15 protein-coding genes are annotated in these 17,346 nt (G+C 72.1%); 8 read left to right on the forward strand and 7 right to left on the reverse strand.

From position 1 onward, the window contains the following. The first annotated feature begins 69 nt into the window (after positions 1 to 69). Both ACFWBY_RS13250 and ACFWBY_RS13255 read left to right on the forward strand, forming a co-directional pair. Complete coding sequence (locus ACFWBY_RS13250; RefSeq protein WP_385409659.1) at positions 70 to 744, forward strand: hypothetical protein; 675 nt, start codon at positions 70 to 72, stop codon at positions 742 to 744. 176 nt (positions 745 to 920) lie between these two features. After that, a complete protein-coding gene (locus ACFWBY_RS13255) occupies positions 921 to 1,133 on the forward strand; it encodes a hypothetical protein (RefSeq protein ID WP_385329696.1) in 213 nt (70 codons plus the stop codon). Positions 1,134 to 1,155: 22 nt separating this feature from the next. On the opposite strand, the gene ACFWBY_RS13260 is transcribed toward ACFWBY_RS13255, so the two are convergent. Together ACFWBY_RS13260 and ACFWBY_RS13265 are read right to left on the reverse strand one after the other, a co-directional pair. Continuing rightward, the gene (locus tag ACFWBY_RS13260) at positions 1,156 to 2,277 is read right to left on the reverse strand and encodes a glycosyltransferase (protein WP_385329693.1); all 1,122 of its coding nucleotides are present in this window, start codon (positions 2,275 to 2,277) and stop codon (positions 1,156 to 1,158) included. Next, positions 2,274 to 2,813, reverse strand: coding sequence for a WcaF family extracellular polysaccharide biosynthesis acetyltransferase (locus tag ACFWBY_RS13265; RefSeq protein ID WP_385329691.1), 540 nt, complete (start codon positions 2,811 to 2,813; stop codon positions 2,274 to 2,276). The genes ACFWBY_RS13260 and ACFWBY_RS13265 overlap by 4 nt, the downstream gene beginning before the upstream one ends. A gap of 143 nt (positions 2,814 to 2,956) precedes the next feature. Here ACFWBY_RS13265 and ACFWBY_RS13270 point away from each other — a divergent pair, with 143 nt between their 5' ends. Continuing rightward, positions 2,957 to 4,453, forward strand: a complete 1,497-nt coding sequence (locus ACFWBY_RS13270; RefSeq protein WP_385329735.1) for a hypothetical protein — start codon at positions 2,957 to 2,959, stop codon at positions 4,451 to 4,453. A 3-nt stretch (positions 4,454 to 4,456) separates the two neighbouring features. Here ACFWBY_RS13270 and ACFWBY_RS13275 read toward each other — a convergent pair whose 3' ends face one another. Genes ACFWBY_RS13275 through ACFWBY_RS13285 form a run of 3 tightly spaced genes read right to left on the reverse strand, consistent with a single transcriptional unit; the run spans position 4,457 to position 8,666 of the window. Beyond that, positions 4,457 to 5,710, reverse strand: coding sequence for a hypothetical protein (locus ACFWBY_RS13275; RefSeq protein WP_385329688.1), 1,254 nt, complete (start codon positions 5,708 to 5,710; stop codon positions 4,457 to 4,459). Further along, positions 5,707 to 7,464, reverse strand: a complete 1,758-nt coding sequence (locus ACFWBY_RS13280) for a lipopolysaccharide biosynthesis protein (protein ID WP_385329685.1) — start codon at positions 7,462 to 7,464, stop codon at positions 5,707 to 5,709. Before ACFWBY_RS13280 ends, ACFWBY_RS13275 begins: the two co-directional genes overlap by 4 nt. Then, entirely contained in the window at positions 7,461 to 8,666 is a 1,206-nt protein-coding gene (locus ACFWBY_RS13285; RefSeq protein WP_385329732.1) for a glycosyltransferase family 4 protein, read from the reverse strand. Before ACFWBY_RS13285 ends, ACFWBY_RS13280 begins: the two co-directional genes overlap by 4 nt. A 173-nt stretch (positions 8,667 to 8,839) precedes the next feature. Here ACFWBY_RS13285 and ACFWBY_RS13290 point away from each other — a divergent pair, with 173 nt between their 5' ends. Then, positions 8,840 to 9,310 (forward strand): adenylyltransferase/cytidyltransferase family protein, encoded by a 471-nt coding sequence (locus ACFWBY_RS13290; protein WP_385329682.1) that lies wholly within the window; start codon positions 8,840 to 8,842, stop codon positions 9,308 to 9,310. A gap of 50 nt (positions 9,311 to 9,360) precedes the next feature. On the opposite strand, the gene ACFWBY_RS13295 is transcribed toward ACFWBY_RS13290, so the two are convergent. Beyond that, positions 9,361 to 10,083, reverse strand: coding sequence for a CDP-alcohol phosphatidyltransferase family protein (locus ACFWBY_RS13295; RefSeq protein ID WP_385329680.1), 723 nt, complete (start codon positions 10,081 to 10,083; stop codon positions 9,361 to 9,363). Positions 10,084 to 10,194: 111 nt separating this feature from the next. Next, positions 10,195 to 12,453, reverse strand: coding sequence for a glycogen debranching protein GlgX (gene glgX / locus ACFWBY_RS13300; protein ID WP_385329677.1), 2,259 nt, complete (start codon positions 12,451 to 12,453; stop codon positions 10,195 to 10,197). A 203-nt stretch (positions 12,454 to 12,656) separates the two neighbouring features. Here glgX and ACFWBY_RS13305 point away from each other — a divergent pair, with 203 nt between their 5' ends. From ACFWBY_RS13305 to ACFWBY_RS13320, 4 genes are all read left to right on the forward strand, one after another. Beyond that, on the forward strand, positions 12,657 to 13,853 hold the full coding sequence (locus ACFWBY_RS13305; protein ID WP_385329675.1) for an Ig-like domain-containing protein: 1,197 nt from the start codon (positions 12,657 to 12,659) through the stop codon (positions 13,851 to 13,853). 229 nt (positions 13,854 to 14,082) lie between these two features. Then, on the forward strand, positions 14,083 to 15,324 hold the full coding sequence (locus ACFWBY_RS13310) for an Ig-like domain-containing protein (RefSeq protein WP_385329673.1): 1,242 nt from the start codon (positions 14,083 to 14,085) through the stop codon (positions 15,322 to 15,324). Positions 15,325 to 15,413: 89 nt separating this feature from the next. Then, positions 15,414 to 16,181, forward strand: a complete 768-nt coding sequence (locus ACFWBY_RS13315; RefSeq protein ID WP_385329670.1) for an enoyl-CoA hydratase/isomerase family protein — start codon at positions 15,414 to 15,416, stop codon at positions 16,179 to 16,181. Between the two features lie 287 nt (positions 16,182 to 16,468). Further along, on the forward strand, positions 16,469 to 16,972 hold the full coding sequence (locus ACFWBY_RS13320; RefSeq protein ID WP_385329667.1) for an ATP-binding protein: 504 nt from the start codon (positions 16,469 to 16,471) through the stop codon (positions 16,970 to 16,972). Positions 16,973 to 17,346: the final 374 nt, after the last annotated feature.

Consider the following 17,346-nt stretch of genomic DNA (forward strand, 5'->3'; position numbering starts at 1 on the left):
GAGTGCGGGGCCCGGCCGCCTGTGCGGCCGGGCCCCGCACACCCATCTCATACGTACGGGAGCCACCTCATGTACCGACGCTCCGCAGCGGCTGCTGTCCTGCTGGCCGCCGCACTGACGCTGACCGCCTGCAGTTCGGGCGGGGACGGCAAGGCCGACGCCTCGGCCGCGAAGCCCAAGCCGCCGGCCGAGTCGCCGGTCGCCGACCCGGCGGACGACACCGCACCGCCCTCGACGGACGCGAAGCCGACGGGGCCCGTCCTGCCGGACGCGAAGCTGACCCCCAAGACGGGCAGCTTCACCGCGACGGAGAAGAAGTACCTGAGCGGCCGGGTCCCCGAGAAGATGGACCCGGCGGCCGTCCTGCAGGGCGGCCAGGAGTCCTGCCAGCGCGTGGAGCGCACCGCGAAGCGGGACAAGGACGCGGCGGTCGGCTCCATCGTGGCGGGGGAGATCCCCGGCGCGAAGGACGCGATCACCTTCCTGTGCCCGGAGCAGAAGCCGGTCCTCGCGGTGGCGGAGAAGGGCTTCCCGGACGGCACGAAGCAGTCCCCGGCCGCGGGCGGCTACCGCGCGCTGACCCAGAGCACGACGTGCACCTGGGAGGCCAAGGGCAAGGACGGCGCCCTCCTCGCCTCGGGTCCGGAGGCCCCGCCGAAGGCCGGTGACAAGATCACCGCCACGATCCCGGCGGGCACGGCGGAGTTCGTCTCCAACGGCTGCTACGCCTGGATACCGGCGTAGCACCGCCCGGCACACGACCGGCCCCGCCGCCCCGTCCGGGCGGCGGGGCCGACGCCTTTCCACGCCGCACGCCGGCGCCCGTCCGACCGTCAGGAGCCGTTTCGGTTCCCGGATCGGGGGCAGTCGCGTCACCAGACGGCGGGTTCCACCCGACCACGACTTCGGAGGCGAATTCCATGAGGGGCATAGGCGGTTGCATAGGCCTGATCGTCGTGGGGGCCATCCTCACTTTCGCGTCCGACTGGAAGATGCAGAGCGTGAACCTCGACGTGGTCGGGGTGATCATGATGGTGGCGGGCGCCATCGGCCTCGCGGTCTACGCGAGCGTCCTCAAGCGCCGCCGCGCCATGGCCCTCCCGGTGGTGGACGAGACCCGGCGCGGGCTCTGAGCCGGACGCCGGGCCCCGGACCTCAACGCCGGCGGAGGGCGCCCTCGTACACGGGCAGCAGGGTGTCCAGGACGGCGTCCATCGAGAAGGACTTCGCCGCGAGCTCGCGCGCCGCCAGCGAGGCGGAGGCGTTGGCCGCGGGATCCAGGAGGGCGAGGACCGCCGCCGCGACACCCGACGGACCCGGGTCGACCACCGCTCCCGCACCCGCGGAACCGATGGCGCGGGCCAGCCCGTTGGAGTGGGTCACCACCGAGGGGACGCCCACCGAGAGGGCCTCCAGGACCGACATCGGGAACGGCTCGTCCACGGACGGCAGTACGTAGACGTGGGCGCGGCGCAGTTCCGTCAGGACCTCCGCGCTCGACAGCGCGCCCGGGACCGTGAAGCGGTCGCCCAGGCCCAGGTCCGCCACGCGGGCGCGGACCGCGGCCAGTTCGCCCTCGTCGGGGCCGGCCACCACGAACCGGGCGTCCGGGTGCACCGCCAGGACCGCCGGGGCCGCGTCCACGAAGTCCACCGGGCGCTTGCGGGCCTGCAACCGGGCCGAGTACAGGATCCGGGGAGGACCGGCCGGGGCGGGGCGCTCCTCCTGGGCGGGGGTGCCGTTGACCAGGCGCACCGCCCGGGACAGGACGCCGCCGACGACGGCGTCGAGGCCTTCCCGCTCGTGCGGGGTCAGGTACAGCACCGCGTCGGCGCCGCGCAGCAGCCGGCGTACCGCCACCGCGTCCAGCACCTTGGCCAGGAGCCGCTCGCTCGGGTCGACCATCCCGTGCGTCTGCAGGACGAGAGGTGTGCGGGCGCGCAGCGCGGCCAGGGCGACCGGCAGGGTCACCAGGTCCCGCGCCAGGTGGACGTGGACCACGTCGGCGTCCCGGACGAGCCGGCCCGCCGAGGCCAGCAGCGCGGGCGAGGTCATCCCGCTGAAGCCGAGCGGGAGCAGGCGCCGGGCCGGGAAGAGCTTCGCGGGGACGCCTTCCACGGCGGTCGGCCAGGGGTCCGGGAAGCCCTCGCCCAGAGCCAGCAGTCCCGCCTCGTGGCCGCGGGAGCGCAATCCCGCGGCCAGGTTCAGCGCGACCCGGACCGGCCCGCCGAAGGCGTGCGTGGGCGAGTGCAGGGTGACGGCGTGCAGGACTCTCATCTGGGCTCCTCGACCGGGCGCCGGCGCCCGTCCTGGGTCTGCAGGGTCAGCGGGGGAAGGTCCTTGTGGACCACGGACCCCGCGCCCGCCACCGCGCACCGGCCGACGGTCACGCCCGCCAGCACGGTGGCCCGTACCGCCACCCACGCCCCGTCCTCGACGGTTATGGGCGCGTTGCGGTAACGGAAGTCGGCGGCCCGGTGGTCGTGCGAGCCGGTGCACAGCAGCGCCTCCTGCGAGACGCAGACGTGCGCGCCGATCGTGACCGGCTCCAGGTTCAGCAGCCAGGCGCCCTCGCCGATCCACGCGTGGTCGTTCACGGTCAGCTTCCAGGGCCACAGCACCCGCACCCGGTGCCGGATCAGCACTCCCTCGCCGATCCGGGCCCCGAAGGCGCGCAGCAGCGCGACCCGCAGGCGGGCCGGGCAGAACCAGCTCATGAACAGCGTGTTCATCACGGCGAACCAGAGCGCCTGGGTCAGCAGCCCGCGTCCCTTGTCGTACCCGGCCAGCGTGAAGGCAGGAAGATCACGCACAGCTACCCCTCATCATCCGGCCCGTCGCCCGGCCCGTGGTCCGGCCCGTCGTCCGGCTCCCGGGCGCCTCCCCGGGCGCCGAGGCCTCAGACTAGACTGCGCCCGGATCAGGCACAGGGGTGGGGGCAAGCGTGGCAACCGACATACGCGAGAGCGCCGTCAGGCCCGTCCCGCCGCACCCCGACGAGGAGAAGAGCTGGGGCAGGGTCACCACCCCGCGGACCCTGCTCTCCCGGGCGCTGTCCGTGCCGCTCGCCCTCGGATTCACCGTCTTCCTGCCCCTCTTCGTCGCCGTCCAGCCCGGCGACGGGCAGCATGACGCGGCTTTCTGGCTCCAGCTGGTGCTCACCATGTACGCGGGCGCCCGGCTGTCCGCGATGGTCCTGACCAACCGCCGCAAGCTGCTCCAGGGTTCCTTCTGGCTCTTCGTCTACATGGCGATGGGCGTGGCCCCGCTCGCCCAGGCGGTCCTGGGCCGGGTCCCCACCCCCGTCGTCGGCCCCCGCTCCGACCTCACCGCCGCCATCACCCTGGTGCTGCTCGGCTGCGCCGCCTTCGACGTGGGCGTCGTGCTCGCCCGGCACCGGCCGGTCGGCCGGGCCGGCGGTTCGCGCAAGGAGCAGCGGCCGGTCATGGCGCACCGGCGGCGCCTGCAACTGCTGACCGCCGTGTCGTTCCTCGGCAGCGCGGCCCTGATCATGAAGCTCGGCGGACCGGCGGTCTTCTTCTCCAGCCGGCAGGAGATCATCGCGGGCATCGAGGAAGCGGGCGTCTCCCAGGACGGCCAGGCCGGCCAGGCCCTGCTGCGCGGCTTCGGAACCGTTCCGGCGCTGCTCTCCCTGCTGCTGTACACGCGCTGGCTGATCACCTCGAAGTTCGCCCGCCGCAAGGTCTCGATCCTCGTCACCTGGTCGGCGCTCGCGGCCCTCAACCTGATCGTCAACAACCCGATCTCCAACCCGCGCTACTGGTTCCTCACCGTCATGTTCTCGCTGCTGTTCACCGTCTTCCCGGTGAGCGCGGCGATGTACCGGGTGGCGCTGTCCATGGCCGTGGTGATCGCGCTGCTCGTCTTCCCGTTCGCCGACCGCTTCCGCTACGACGAGAAGAACTACAAGCCGGTCGAGACGACCTCGTTCCTGGAGCCGATGGCACTCAAGGACTACGACCAGATCGGCATGTTCGCGAACACCATCACCTACTCGGAATCCGGCCCGGGCCATTCCTACGGGCGCCAGCTCGCGGGATCCGTCTTCTTCGCCGTGCCCCGCACGATGTGGGCGAGCAAGCCGCGCGACACCGGCGTGATGGTCGGCCAGTGGATGGGCACGGTCAACACCAACCTCTCCTCCCCGATCTGGGCGGAGCTGTGGATCGACTTCGGGCCGCTGGGCATGGGCGCGGGGCTCCTCGGCCTGGGGTACGCCTCCGCCCGCGTCGACCGCCGCTACGCGAAGCGCGCGAGACGCAGCTCACCGCCCGGCAGCCTGATCTCCACGGTGGTCCCGCTGGTCGCCGGGTACTCCTTCATCCTGCTGCGCGGCCCGCTGCTCCAGGCCTCGGGGCGCATCGCCATCGCCGGGGTGTGCCTCGCGCTCGTGGCCACGTACCGCCAGGACAAGGGCACGACCCTGCGCTGACGGTCAGGCCGCCCGGACCCGGTCCGTGGTGGCGGCCGGTTCCGCGGGCGCCGGCACCCGCAGCCGGCTCACCCTCAGCCAGCCCGCCGCCGCCTTCGTCGCGGAGCCCAGCGCCAGACCCCACGCGGCCCCGGCCACACCCCACGCGGCGTACCCGCCCAGCAGCAGGGCCACCGACAGCAGCGAGAAGACGACCTGGAGCGAGAGCGTGGCCTTCGGGTTCAGCACCCGCAGGGTCAGCAGCGCGCACGTCCCCAGACCCATGACCGCGTACTGGGCGCCCGTGGCGGGCAGCAGCGCGGCCGCCCCCGTCCAGGTGTCGCCGAGCAGTTGACGGCCCAGCCGGTCCGGCAGCGCGTACAGCACGGCCCCCCACGCGGCGCCGGTCAGCGCCAGCGCGCCGCCCATCAGGGCGGTCAGCCGTACCACGCCCCGCTTCCCGCGCGCCCGTCCGACGACCGGCGGACCGAAGGAGTTCGCGGAGTTCAGCAGTACGTTCAGCGGCCCGAAGAGGGTCGTGGCGCCCCGCAGCGCGCCCACGGCCAGCGGGGTCGCGAAGACGCCGAGTCCCAGGACGGCGAGCTGGCTGGAGCCGTTGCCCACGGCGAACTCGACGACGAACCGCTGCCCCAGGTGTCCGCGCCGCAGGTACGGCCGCACCTCCCGGACCAGTTCGGCGATCCGCACCCCGCCCACCCGCGGGCGCAGCAGCCACAGGCCCAGGGCGAGCGCGGGCAGCGCCGAGACGCCCCACACCAGTACGAGCCGGCCCGCCGAGGCCCCTTCGGGCTGCGTCAGCAGCGCCGGGACCACGCAGGCGAGGCGCAGCGCGTCGGCGGCCAGGGCCCTCCCGGGCGTACGCAGGGCGGAGAAGCAGTAGCGCAGCCCGTCCTGGAGGAGCACCAGGGGCAGGACGAGTCCGAGCGCGAGGAAGGCCCGGCCGGTGGCCCCGGACAGCAGCAGGCCCACGACGGCCAGGGCGGCGCCCACCGCCGCCGAGGCGGCGCCGGTGAAGGCGAGGCCCGAGCGGCAGGCCGGCGCGAGCCGCTCCTCGTCCTTCTCCAGCACCACGCTCTGGCCGACGTAGGCCATGTTGAGTCCGAGGAGCACGCTGAAGGTCACGTAGACCATCGAGAAGTCGGCGAAGCCGGCCGCCGAGGAGAGCCGGGCGGCCAGCACCAGCACCAGGATGTTCGTGGCGCTGGACGCGGCCTGGTCCAGAACCGAGGCGACCGCCGCGAGGCCGCGCCGGCTCACCGCCGGCCCGTGCGGACCGTACGCAGGGCGACCGTGTCGCTGCCGTCGCCCGGGATGTGGTGCGAGGCGTCGGCGGCCGCCACCTCGTAGGGGATCGGCTGGGGTTCACGCCGTCGGGGCGGCGCTGGAGCGGGCTCCGGGGCCTCGGCGGCGGGCGCGCCGCCCTTGCGGAAGCTGCCGCGGCCGCGCTTCTCGCCCGGCAGCGGCGCGTGCAGCACCGCGCCGAGCACCGTGCCGCCGGCGCCGCTGATCAGCTCGCGGATGCGGGTCAGGTCGGTGCGGTGCACCGCGCCCGGGTTGCAGACCACGAGGACCCCGTCGACGCGGTCCACGAGCGCGAGGGCGTCGGCGTAGGAGAGGACGGGCGGTGCGAGCACCACCACGGTGGAGTTGGGGGAGTCGGCCTCGGAGATCAGGCGGGTGGCGCGCGAAGAGGTCAGCGCGCGGGGCACGTTGCGCACCCGCTCGCCCGGGATCAGGTCGAAGGCGCCCGACTCCCCGGCGTCCACGACGAGCTGCCGTCCGTCGGGCCACTCGGTGTCCGCGTGGAGCGCGCCGCCGGCGCCCTGGTTCTGGCTCCAGCGCGGCCGGCCGGCCGCGTCGGTCGGCAGCTGGCTGGCCAGCACCGGGGTGCGCAGGTCGGCCTCGATGAGCAGGACGTCCTTGCCGGTCTCCGCGAAGGAGGCGGCGAGGTTCACCGCCACGGCGGCTGCGATCTCGCTGCTGCCGCGCGGGGCGACCACGAGCAGGCGGCGCCGGTCGGCGAAGCGGGAGTCGTAGGCGAGCCGGAAGGCCACCGAGCGGAACTCCTCGGCCAGCCGGGGGTCTTCCTCGCCGGCCGCGAGCAGCGGCCCGCCGTCGGCCTTGCCTCGGGGCAGGGAGCCCAGGACGGGCGCGCGCAGGGCCCGGGCGACGTCGCCCTCGGAGCGCGGCGCGGGGTCGAAGACGAGCCGCACCCAGGCGGCGAGCAGGCCGAGCGCGAGACCGACTGCCGCGCCGAGCGCGAGGGACATGGCGAGGCCAGGGCCGTCCGCGCCGTGCGGGGGGACGGCGGCGCTGGTGACCCGGCCCGGGGTCATGTCCAGGGCCTGGAGCTTGGCGATGTTGCTGTTGAGCGTGTTGACCTTGCTCTGCTGGTCGGTCTTGGAGGAGTACGCCGCGTCGCGCGCCGGACCGGCGGGCATGCCGTTGATCTGCTTGACGAGCTCGTCGAGCTGCTTGGCCACCGGATCGCGCTGGTCCTGGTAGCCCTTGACCATCTTGTCGCGGGTGACGTCGAGGGCTTCCTGCCGCTTGAGCAGGTAGGCCTCGGTCATCGCGTTGGCGCGCTTGGCCGCCATGGCGGGGGAGCCGGCGGTGTAGGTGAAGCGCAGCACCATCGACTGGGGCGGGTTGGTCACCTGCAGTCCGGCGCGCAGGGCGGAGAAGTCGGCGGCCGAGACGCCGAGCTTCTTCGCGGCCTCGTTGGCTATGGAGCTGGAGAGCGCGACCTGGCGCTCCGAGCCGATGTTGATCGCCTTGTCGGGCGCGAGGCTCGGGTTGAACGGGTCGTCGGTGGGCGCGCGCAGCACGATGTCGGCGGTGGCCACGTAGGTGTCCGCCGTGGAGACGCCCAGGTAGACCCCGCCGAGCAGGCCGACGCCCACGCCCGCGCCGATGAGCCGCCGGTAGCGCAAGAGCTGGCGGAACTGGTCGCGGAGCAGGTCCGGTTCGTCCTCGGCCGGAGCCGCCGCCGGTCGGTTGGTCTCGATCACGGCCGGGGACCCCCAAGTGCTTCGTCCATCAGTGCGTCGATGCGGGCCAGGCCCGCCTCACGGCTCAGGTGCGCCGCCACGTGGCGCGGTCCGGCCGCACCCAGAGCGTCCGCGCCCGCGGGGTCCTCGGCCAGTGCCCGTACGGCCTTCAGCAGGGCCTCCGGGTTCTCCGGCGGTACGAGCACTCCCGCGCCCGAGCGTTCCACCTCCTGGGCGGTTCCGCCCAGCGCCGCGACGGAGGCGACGACGGGACGGCCGGCCTGGAAGTACGAGGTCAGCTTGGACGGCACGCTCATGTCCATCACGGCGGCGTGCTGCGTGACCGCGAGCACGTCCGCCGCGGCGAGGATATCCGGGAACTCGCCGTCGGCGGCAGGGGGGATGATGTCGAGATTGGGGACGTCGGCCGCGAGGTCGGCGAGGGCGGAGCGCTGGCTGCCGTCGCCCATCAGGACGAAACGGACGCTCGGGTCGAGCCGGGCGGCGCCGACCAGGACCTCCAGCCCCTGCTTGAGCCCCATGTTCCCGGAGTGCAGCACGACGGTCTGGCCGGGCGCCCAGCCGAGGTGGCGGCGGGTACGGCCGCGCGGCCTGGTGGGCAGCGCCACATGGGACCAGTTGGGGACGAGCCTGATCCTTGCGGGGTCCACGCCCATGCCGACGACCCGGTCCACGAAGGTCTCGTGGATGACGCCGACGAGGGTGGCGCGCCGCAGCACGTAGGCCTCCGCCCGCCCGGCCAGTGCGGCCGCCTTGTCGCCGCCGCTGATGCCGCTCTGCGCCGCGGCGGCGCCCATCAGGTCCTGGACGACGGGGACGAAGGGGACCTTCCAGCGGGCCGCGAGACGGGAGGCCAGCAGTCCGCCGGCCAGGCTCGGCATCTGGGCGAGCACCCCGTCCGGCTTCCCCATCCGGGGCGGAGCCACGGCGCCATGCAGGAGAATCGATCCTTCAAAGAGGGCCCGCCGGACGGCGGTCTGACGAGGGGGCACGGTGTGTGCGCGCCGGTGCACAGTGACCCCCGCGCGCCGTTCCGTGCGCCGCAGCGCCCCCTTGTACTCCGGCTCGAGGGACCAGGAAGGGTAGTGGGGCATGCCGGCAAGGACGTGGGTCTCGTGGCCGAGATCCGCCCAGTGCTCGGCGATCTGGGTGGCGTACGGACCGATGCCCGTGTGCTCAGGGGCGTAATTCGTGGAAACCAGCAGTAGGCGTCGCTGACCGGTTTTCGACACTGAACGTCCCCTTCTTCCCCAGGATGATGCGCACGTCACCCTATTCGTTCATCAACGTCATGCGGAACGTGCACGCTATTGTCTGCTAATCCGCCACACCGGGGGGTGTGGCCTCAGGGGGATAACAGATGACGGAGCGGGACATGTCCGAACTTACTGCGCCCGCGCGCAGACCGTACAAAATCGGCTATGCGCCAGGAGCGTACGATCTGTTCCATATCGGACATCTCAATATCCTTCGGCACGCCCGGAGTCGGTGCGACTACCTGGTGGCCGGGGTCGTGTCCGATGAAATGGCCGAAGTGGCCAAGGGGCGACGCCCGGTGATACCCCTCGTCGAACGGCTCGAAATAGTGCGCAGCGTCCGCTACGTGGACGCGGCTTTCGTCGAGACCGTCCCGGACAAAGTGGAAACCTGGAGGCAGGTCCGCTTCGACGTGATCTTCAAGGGTGACGACTGGCGCGGCACGCCCAAGGGCGACCGGCTGGAGAAGGACTTCGCCGCCCACGGAGTCGACGTCGTCTACTTCCCGTACACGGTGCACACCTCCAGCACCCAGCTGCGCCGGGCCCTGGACGCCCTGGCCGAGCCGATGGCCGAACAGCGGGGCTGACCCCCTCGCGCCCGCCCGGCACGGCGCCGCCCGCCGCCGTGCGGCGCCGGTCACCTCGGTACGGCGTTCAGCTCCCGGAACCACTTCGTGAGGAACGCCAGCAGGAACAGCGCGGCGACGACGCCCATCGCCGCGTACGCCCAGCGGAACAGCTGTCCGCCGCCGAGCGCCAGGAACACCATGCAGAACACCCCGTAGTCCACGGGGAGCAGCGCCACCGCGCGCAGCGTCGAGGGGGCGGCGGCGGGGTTTCCCACTGCGGCCTTCGGCTTGAGCTTCTCGGTCAGCAGCCCCCCGAAGAAGGTGACGACCGAGGCCAGCTGGAAGGCCAGCGGCACCAGCAGCCAGCCCTCGCCCGCGGTTCCGTACGCGTCCGGGAAGCGGTAGAAGGCGATGAGCACGCAGCTGTGCAGCGAGGTGAGCTTCGCGCAGTCCACGACGTGGTCCAGCCATTCGCCCGCCGGGCTGCCGCCCCCGCGCAGCCGGGCCAGCTGCCCGTCGGCGGAGTCGAAGGCGAAGCCGACGGCGAGGACGGCCCACACCACCACCCCGAGCCCCCACGAGGGCGCCGCCAGCGCGACGACGGCCGCACCGGCGAAGCTCAGGGCGGCGCTGATCAGCGTCACCTGGTTCGGGGTGAGTCCGAGCGCGAAGGACACGGCGGCCAACAGCCGCCCCACGGGCCGGTTGACGAACCGCGAATAGAGCGACACGCCCTTCGCCGACTTCTGCGCCCCGCGCAGCTCCCGCAACGCGGTCCCTACACTCGCCATCGACACAACCCCTCGAACATCCTTCATGCGCATGTGCGTACGAAGGGCACATCATCGCAGGACGCGGGAAGGCTCCCGCCGGGGGCCGCCCCGGCCCCCGCGCGGCTCCGGCTAGCCCACGACCTTCAGCAGCATCACCGCGCGCGCCGGGACCGTCAGGACCTCGCCCCCGCGGTGGCGGGTGGCCGGGGCGTCCGCCTGGTCCTCCCGGGAGGTGTCCAGGACCAGCTCGTAGGCCGCCGCCCACGGCGCTCCGGGCAGCGACCACTCCACCGGGCGGTCCCCGGAGTGCAGCAGCGCCAGGAAGCTGTCGTCCGTCACCTGCCGGCCCCGCTCGTCGCGGCCCGGGATGTCGCGACCCGACAGGTACAGCCCCACCGCGGACGCGGGGGCGTACCAGTCCCGCTCGGTCATCTCCGCCCCCGCCGGGGTGAACCAGGCCAGGTCCCGCAGCCCGTCCGCGGCCTGCGAGCTCCCCGAGAAGAACGCCCGCCGCCGCAGCACCGGATGGTCGCGGCGCAGTGCCAGCAGCCGTCGGGCCAGCGCCAGCAGCCCCTGCCAGGAGGGGTCCTCCAACAGCGACCAGTCCACCCAGCTCGTCTCGTTGTCCTGGCAGTACGCGTTGTTGTTGCCGCCCTGGGTCCGGCCGAACTCGTCGCCCGCCACCAGCATCGGCACCCCGGTCGACAGCAGCAGCGTGGTCAGCAGGTTGCGCAGCTGCCGCCGGCGCAGCGCCCCGACGCGCGGGTCCGCGCCCTCGGGGGGCTCGCCCTCGGTCCCGCAGTTCCACGACCGGTTGTCATTGGTCCCGTCCCGGCCCTCCTCGCCGTTCTCCTCGTTGTGCTTGGACTCGTAGGACACCAGGTCGCGCAGGGTGAACCCGTCGTGCGCCGTGATGAAGTTGACCGAGGCGTACGGCCGCCGGCCGCCCCACGCGTACAGGTCGCTCGACCCCGACAGCCGGTACCCGAGGTCCCGCACGTCGGGCAGCGCGCCCCGCCAGAAGTCCCGCACGGCGTCCCGGTAGCGGTCGTTCCACTCCGTCCACAGCGGCGGGAAGGCCCCGACCTGGTACCCCCCCGAGCCCACGTCCCAGGGCTCGGCGATCAGTTTGACCCGCCGCAGCACCGGGTCCTGGGCGATGACCGCGAGGAACGGCGACAGCATGTCCACGTCGTGCATCGAGCGGGCCAGCGCCGCCGCCAGGTCGAAGCGGAAGCCGTCCACCCCCATCTCGGTCACCCAGTACCGCAGCGAGTCGGTGATCAGGCGCAGCACGTGGGGGCGCCCGGCGTGCAGGGTGTTCCCGCAGCCCGTGTAGTCCGCGTACCGGCGCTGGTCCGACTGGAGCCGATAGTAGGCGCGGTTGTCGATCCCGCGCAGCGACAGCGTCGGGCCCAGCTCGCCGGCCTCCGCCGTGTGGTTGTAGACCACGTCGAGGATGACCTCGATCCCGGCCGCGTGCAGTGCTTTGACCATCCGCTTGAACTCGCCGACCTGCTGCCCGGACGTACCGCTCGAGGAATATCCCGCGTGCGGGGCGAAGTAGCCGATCGAGTTGTAGCCCCAGTAGTTGCGCAGGCCCCGGCGCAGCAGGTGGTCCTCGTGGGCGAACTGATGGACCGGCAGCAGCTCGACCGCGGTCACCCCGAGCCCGGTCAGGTGCTCGATCGCCGCCGGGTGCGCGAGGCCCGCGTACGTCCCGCGCAGGTGCTCGGGAATGCCCGGATGGCGCATCGTGAAGCCGCGCACGTGCAGTTCGTAGATGACCGAGTCGGCCCACGGGGTCTTCGGCCGGACGTCGTCCGCCCAGTCGTCGTCATCATGGACCACGACGCCCTTGGGGACGTGCGGCGCCGAGTCGCGGTCGTCGCGCACGGTGTCCGCGATGTACTGCTGCGGCCAGTCGCGGACGTGCGCGTACACCTCCGGCGGCAGCGTGAACTCCCCGTCCACCGCACGCGCGTACGGGTCCAGGAGCAGCTTCGCCGGGTTGTAGCGGGCCCCCGTCCAGGGGTCCCAGCGGCCGTGCACCCGAAATCCGTACCGCTGGCCGGGGCGCACGTCCGGCAGGAACCCGTGCCAGATCTCGTGGGTCAGCTCCGTCAGCGCGCACCGGGTCTCGGTCCCGTCCGCGGTGAAGAGGCACACCTCCACCGCCTCCGCGCCCTGCGCCCACAGCGCGAAGTTGGTCCCGGCCCGGCCGTCCGGGCCCTGGTGGAACCGGGCCCCCAGGGGGTGCGAGGACCCGGGCCAGACCGGTGGGCCGGTACGGGTCCGCGCCCTGACCGGTTGGGGCGCGGCCATCCGGCCGTTGCGTACCTCACCCGCGACGGCTTCCACCGTCTCTTGTTCCGCTGCGCTCGACACTGCCCGCCTCCACGGCTCTCGGTACCGGCAGGGTGGGGAACGTGCGGCCCCGGCGTCCCGGCCCGGGCCCGCCCCCGTCTGGTCCTTCCCACTGTTCTGCCCGGACTGTTGGCCCTGGAACTCGAGCCGCGCCCACGTTTCCCTCGGAGGGGGCGCGTCGTTGGTGGGACGTGACTCTTCTGACGAGGCGAGCAGGGGCGGGCTTGGCCGCCGTGGCGGCATGGGCGGGCCTCCTCGGAGGCCTGTCCGGATGCACCGAAGACGGCGGTTCCCCGATCGAGATCCAGCTGCCCGGCAAACCCCGGTCGCCGGACGAGGCGATCCGGATCACCCCGGACGACAACGCCAAGGGCGTGCCGGCCGAGGGGCCGCTGACGGTCACCGTGCCCGAGGGCCGGCTGGAGCGGGTCGTGGTCACCAAGGTGGAGGACGCGCAGGAGGAGGAGGTTCCCGGCACCATCGCCGTCGACGGGCTCAGCTGGAGCCCCGACCCGGCCGCCGGACGGCTCGCGCTCGCGGCCAAGTACACCGTGGACGCCGTCGCGCTCGACGGGCACGACCGTCGCCAGGCCCGGCACACGACCTTCACCACCTATGTTCCCGAGGAGCGCTTCATCGGCTACTTCAAGCCCGAGAACCGTTCCACCGTCGGCACCGGGATGATCATCTCCTTCAACTTCAGCCGGTCGATCGAACGCCGCGCCGATGTGGAGCGGGCCATCAAGATCACCTCCGACCCGGCCGTGGAGGTGGCCGGCCACTGGTTCGGCGACGAGCGCCTCGACTTCCGGCCCAAGGAGTACTGGAAGCCCGGCACCGAGGTCACCGTCACGATGAGGCTGCGGGACGTCGAGGGCGCACCCGGCTCGTACGGCATCCAGGACAAGACCTTGCGCTTCACCGTCGGCCGCTCCCAGATCTCCACCGTCGACGCGGCCGCGCACACCATGGAGGTCCGGCGCGACGGCGAGCTGCTGTCCACCGTGCCGATCACCGCCGGGGCCCCGAAGAACACCACGTACAACGGCAAGATGGTGGTGATGGAGCTCTTCGACGTCACCCGGATGAACGGGCAGACCGTCGGCTTCGGCGGGGAGTACGACATCCCGGACGTCCCGCACGCCATGCGCCTGACCCGCTCCGGGACCTTCCTGCACGGCAACTACTGGGCCAGCCCCGACACCTTCGGCTCCACCAACGCCAGCCACGGCTGCATCGGACTGCGCGACGACAAGGGCGGCGGCTCCGACACCCCGGCCGGCTGGTTCTTCGACCGGAGCCTGGTCGGGGACGTGGTGGAGGTCGTGAACTCGCAGGACAAGACGGTCGCCGCCGACAACGGGCTGGGCGGCTGGAACATGTCGTGGCCGGCCTGGGTCGCCGGCTCCGCACTCGGCTGACGCCCCGCGGCCGGCCGCGTCACCCTCTTCGTCCCGGACGCGCAACCGCTCCGGACCCTGCTCACCGAGGGAGACGCGGTCTCCGTCCGGGGCGTCAAATCCGGTACGGAGGAACGATTTCCGGCGTGTCCCGACGCTTGGGACGGAACGGTGACACGGTCGTACCCTCTCGTGATCCCCCCGTGTGATTTCCTGGCAGGAAGCGCGCGACTGTCCGTGCGCGGGGGACATGGGGAGAACAAGAGTGAACCTGCAGCCGATACGCGGCCGCGTCCGCACCGGCCTGCCGGCCCTCCTGCTGGGCGCGGCCCTGCTGCTGACGAGCGCGTGTAGCAGCGGAGGCAACGGCGGTGGCGCCGGCGGGAGCGGCGGTAAGGACGGCGGCGCCGGCTCGACCGGTACCGAGGCGTCCAAGGCCGTCGTGAGCGTCAAGCCGGACGACGGGTCCAAGGAGGTCGCCACCAGCGGCGTCCTGAAGATATCGAGCACCGGCGGCAAGCTCAGCACGGTGACGGTCGCCGACACCAAGGGCAACGCGGTGGAGGGCAAGCTCGCCGACGACGGCGCGAGCTGGGAGCCCGCCCGCAACCTCGCCTCCGCCACCGAGTACAAGGTGCACGCGGTCGCCAAGGACGAGGCGGGCCGCGAGTCCGCCAAGGACACCACCTTCACCACTTTGACCCCGGTGAACACCTTCATCGGCCACTACACGCCCGAGGACGGCTCGACCGTCGGCGTGGGCATGCCGGTCTCGATCAACTTCACCCGCGGCATCACCAACCCCGAGGCCGTCGAGAAGGCCATCACGGTCACGGCCGAGCCGGCCGTTCCGGTCGAGGGCCACTGGTTCGGCAACGACCGCCTCGACTTCCGCCCCGAGAAGTACTGGGCCGCGGGTACCAAGGTCACCGTGAAGCTCGCGCTCGACGGGGTCGAAGGCCGGCCGGGGGTCTACGGCAAGCAGACCCGTACGGTCACCTTCACCGTCGGCCGCTCCCAGGTCACCACCGTCGACGCCGCCGAGCACGGCATGCAGGTCGTCCGTGACGGCCAGGTGCTCAAGAACATCCCGATCACCGCCGGAGCCCCCGCGAACACCACCTACAACGGGCAGATGGTCATCAGCGAGAAGTACAAGGTGACCCGGATGAACGGCGCCACCGTCGGCTTCGGCGGCGAGTACGACATCTCCGACGTCCCGCACGCGATGCGTCTGACACAGTCGGGCACCTTCGTCCACGGCAACTACTGGGCCTCGTCGGGCACTTTCGGCTCGGAGAACGTCAGCCACGGCTGCGTCGGCCTGCGCGACGTGCGCGGCGCGGGCGACGGCGCCCAGCCGGCCGCGTGGTTCTTCGACAACTCGCTGATCGGTGACGTGGTCATCGTGAAGAACTCCAAGGACAAGACCGTCGCCCCGGACAACGGCCTCAACGGCTGGAACATGGACTGGGCCGAGTGGATCAAGTAGTACGCCCTCCCTCGGAGTAGGGGTTGCGCCCGGTGCTGTGACCCACGGCACCGGGCGCTTCCGCGTTAACCGGCGCTAACCTTCCCCGTATGACCATCTCTCTCGAAGTCTCCGAAGGCGTCGGCGTCATCCGTCTGGACCGGCCGCCCATGAACGCCCTTGACATCGCCACCCAGGACCGGCTGCGCGAGCTCGCGGTGGAGGCGACGGACCGGGCGGACGTCCGCACGGTCGTCATCTACGGCGGTGAGAGGGTGTTCGCGGCGGGCGCGGACATCAAGGAGATGCAGACGATGGACCACGCGGCCATGGTCGCCCGGTCCCGCGGGCTGCAGGACGCCTTCACGGCGGTGGCGCGGATCCCCAAGCCCGTCGTCGCCGCCGTCACCGGCTACGCCCTGGGCGGCGGCTGCGAACTGGCGCTGTGCGCCGACTACCGCATCGCCGCCGACAACGCGAAGCTCGGCCAGCCCGAGATCCTGCTCGGCCTGATCCCGGGCGCGGGCGGCACCCAGCGGCTCTCCCGGCTGATCGGCCCCTCCAAGGCCAAGGACCTCATCTTCACCGGCCGCATGGTCAAGGCGGAGGAGGCGCTCACCCTCGGGCTCGTGGACCGGGTCGTTCCGGCCGCCGAGGTGTACGAGCAGGCGTACGCCTGGGCCGCCAAGCTCGCGCAGGGCCCGGCCCTCGCGCTGCGCGCCGCGAAGGAGTGCGTGGACGCGGGGCTGGAGGCCGACATCGACACCGGTCTGACCATCGAACGCAACTGGTTCGCGGGTCTGTTCGCCACCGAGGACCGCGACCGCGGGATGCGCAGCTTCGTCGAAGAGGGCCCGGGGAAGGCCAAGTTCCTCTAGCCGGTGCCGGTGCCGGTGCCGGTGCGCGACCCCGGCCCGAGGTCCTCGGTGCGGCCGGGTCCTCCCTGGGGGTGCATTAGCCAGGCCTTAAGGGAACCTTAAGGAGAAAAGGTGATCCACTCAGCGTGATCATCTCTTAGCGGTACGTCACCGCAGGTCAGGCGGATGCGACCGGCCTCCGCTTGCCGAACGCATATGCCGGAACGCCCCCTTGGAATCCATGATTCCGGGGGGCGTTTTCCTCTGGAACGGCCCGGACGGCCCCCCTGGCCGTCCATGATGGGTGCATGGCGGGCCTGGAGGGTGTGGAACAGCCGCGGCAGCGCAGCAGCGCTTCCGCCGTACGGCTCACGGCGGCCCTGGAGGACGAACAGGGCCTCAAGGCGCTGGAGTTGTACGGTAATCCGGTCGAGGCGGAAGTGACCCTGCCGTCCATGCCCGAGTCGGCGAGCACTGCCCGCCGGCTCACCCAGTGCGTGGTGGTGCGCCTGTGGGGCCTCTCCCCGCAGATCGCCGAGCACGCCGTGCTGCTGGTCTCGGAGCTCGTCGGCAACGCCGTCCGGCACACCGGGGCGCGGTCCTTCGGTTTACGGATGCTCAGGCGTCGGGGCTGGATCCGGGTCGAGGTGCGCGACCCCTCGCGCGGGCTGCCCTGCCTGATGCCGGTGCACGAAATGGACACCACCGGCCGGGGGCTGTTCCTCGTCGACAAGCTCTCGGACCGCTGGGGCGCGGACCTGCTGCCGCGCGGCAAGATCACCTGGTTCGAGATGCGCGTGGCCGACCGCTGAGGCGTCGACCGCTGAGGCGCCGGCCGGCGAGCACCGCAGCCCGCCCCGGAAAACGCAGAGACCCCCTGTCGCCTCTGGTGGGGCGCTGCGGGGGTCTCATGGGTGTGCCGAGGATCGAAGGGGGTGTGATCCTCGGCGGAGGGACTTCGCTCGGGTCAACGGGAAGCCGTGATTCCGACTATGGCAGACGAGGGACCAAACGCCAAAAGTCCCAACACGGACATAAGTGTGCATATCCTAAGAGTTTCTACCTAAATCTTAGGTGAGATGGACCACGGGCCTCGCATTCATTGAATAATTATCCAACGCTCTGCGTGAATCGTTGATCACGTAGCGGTCAGAGTGCCTGTGCGCCGGGGTCTGTCGAACGTCCC

It is taken from the genome of Streptomyces sp. NPDC060049 (assembly GCF_042736715.1).
In the GTDB taxonomy this organism is placed as follows: domain Bacteria; phylum Actinomycetota; class Actinomycetes; order Streptomycetales; family Streptomycetaceae; genus Streptomyces.

What these genes read in the sequence shown, in the direction of transcription:
- ACFWBY_RS13260 (WP_385329693.1), bottom strand. Translation starts at nt 2,277, where the DNA reads ATGAGAGTCCTGCACGCCGTCACCCTGCACTCGCCCACGCACGCCTTC.
- ACFWBY_RS13320 (WP_385329667.1), top strand. Translation starts at nt 16,469, where the DNA reads ATGGCGGGCCTGGAGGGTGTGGAACAGCCGCGGCAGCGCAGCAGCGCT.
- ACFWBY_RS13250 (WP_385409659.1), top strand. Translation starts at nt 70, where the DNA reads ATGTACCGACGCTCCGCAGCGGCTGCTGTCCTGCTGGCCGCCGCACTG.
- ACFWBY_RS13295 (WP_385329680.1), bottom strand. Translation starts at nt 10,083, where the DNA reads ATGGCGAGTGTAGGGACCGCGTTGCGGGAGCTGCGCGGGGCGCAGAAG.
- ACFWBY_RS13290 (WP_385329682.1), top strand. Translation starts at nt 8,840, where the DNA reads ATGTCCGAACTTACTGCGCCCGCGCGCAGACCGTACAAAATCGGCTAT.
- ACFWBY_RS13310 (WP_385329673.1), top strand. Translation starts at nt 14,083, where the DNA reads ATGGGGAGAACAAGAGTGAACCTGCAGCCGATACGCGGCCGCGTCCGC.
- ACFWBY_RS13255 (WP_385329696.1), top strand. Translation starts at nt 921, where the DNA reads ATGAGGGGCATAGGCGGTTGCATAGGCCTGATCGTCGTGGGGGCCATC.
- ACFWBY_RS13315 (WP_385329670.1), top strand. Translation starts at nt 15,414, where the DNA reads ATGACCATCTCTCTCGAAGTCTCCGAAGGCGTCGGCGTCATCCGTCTG.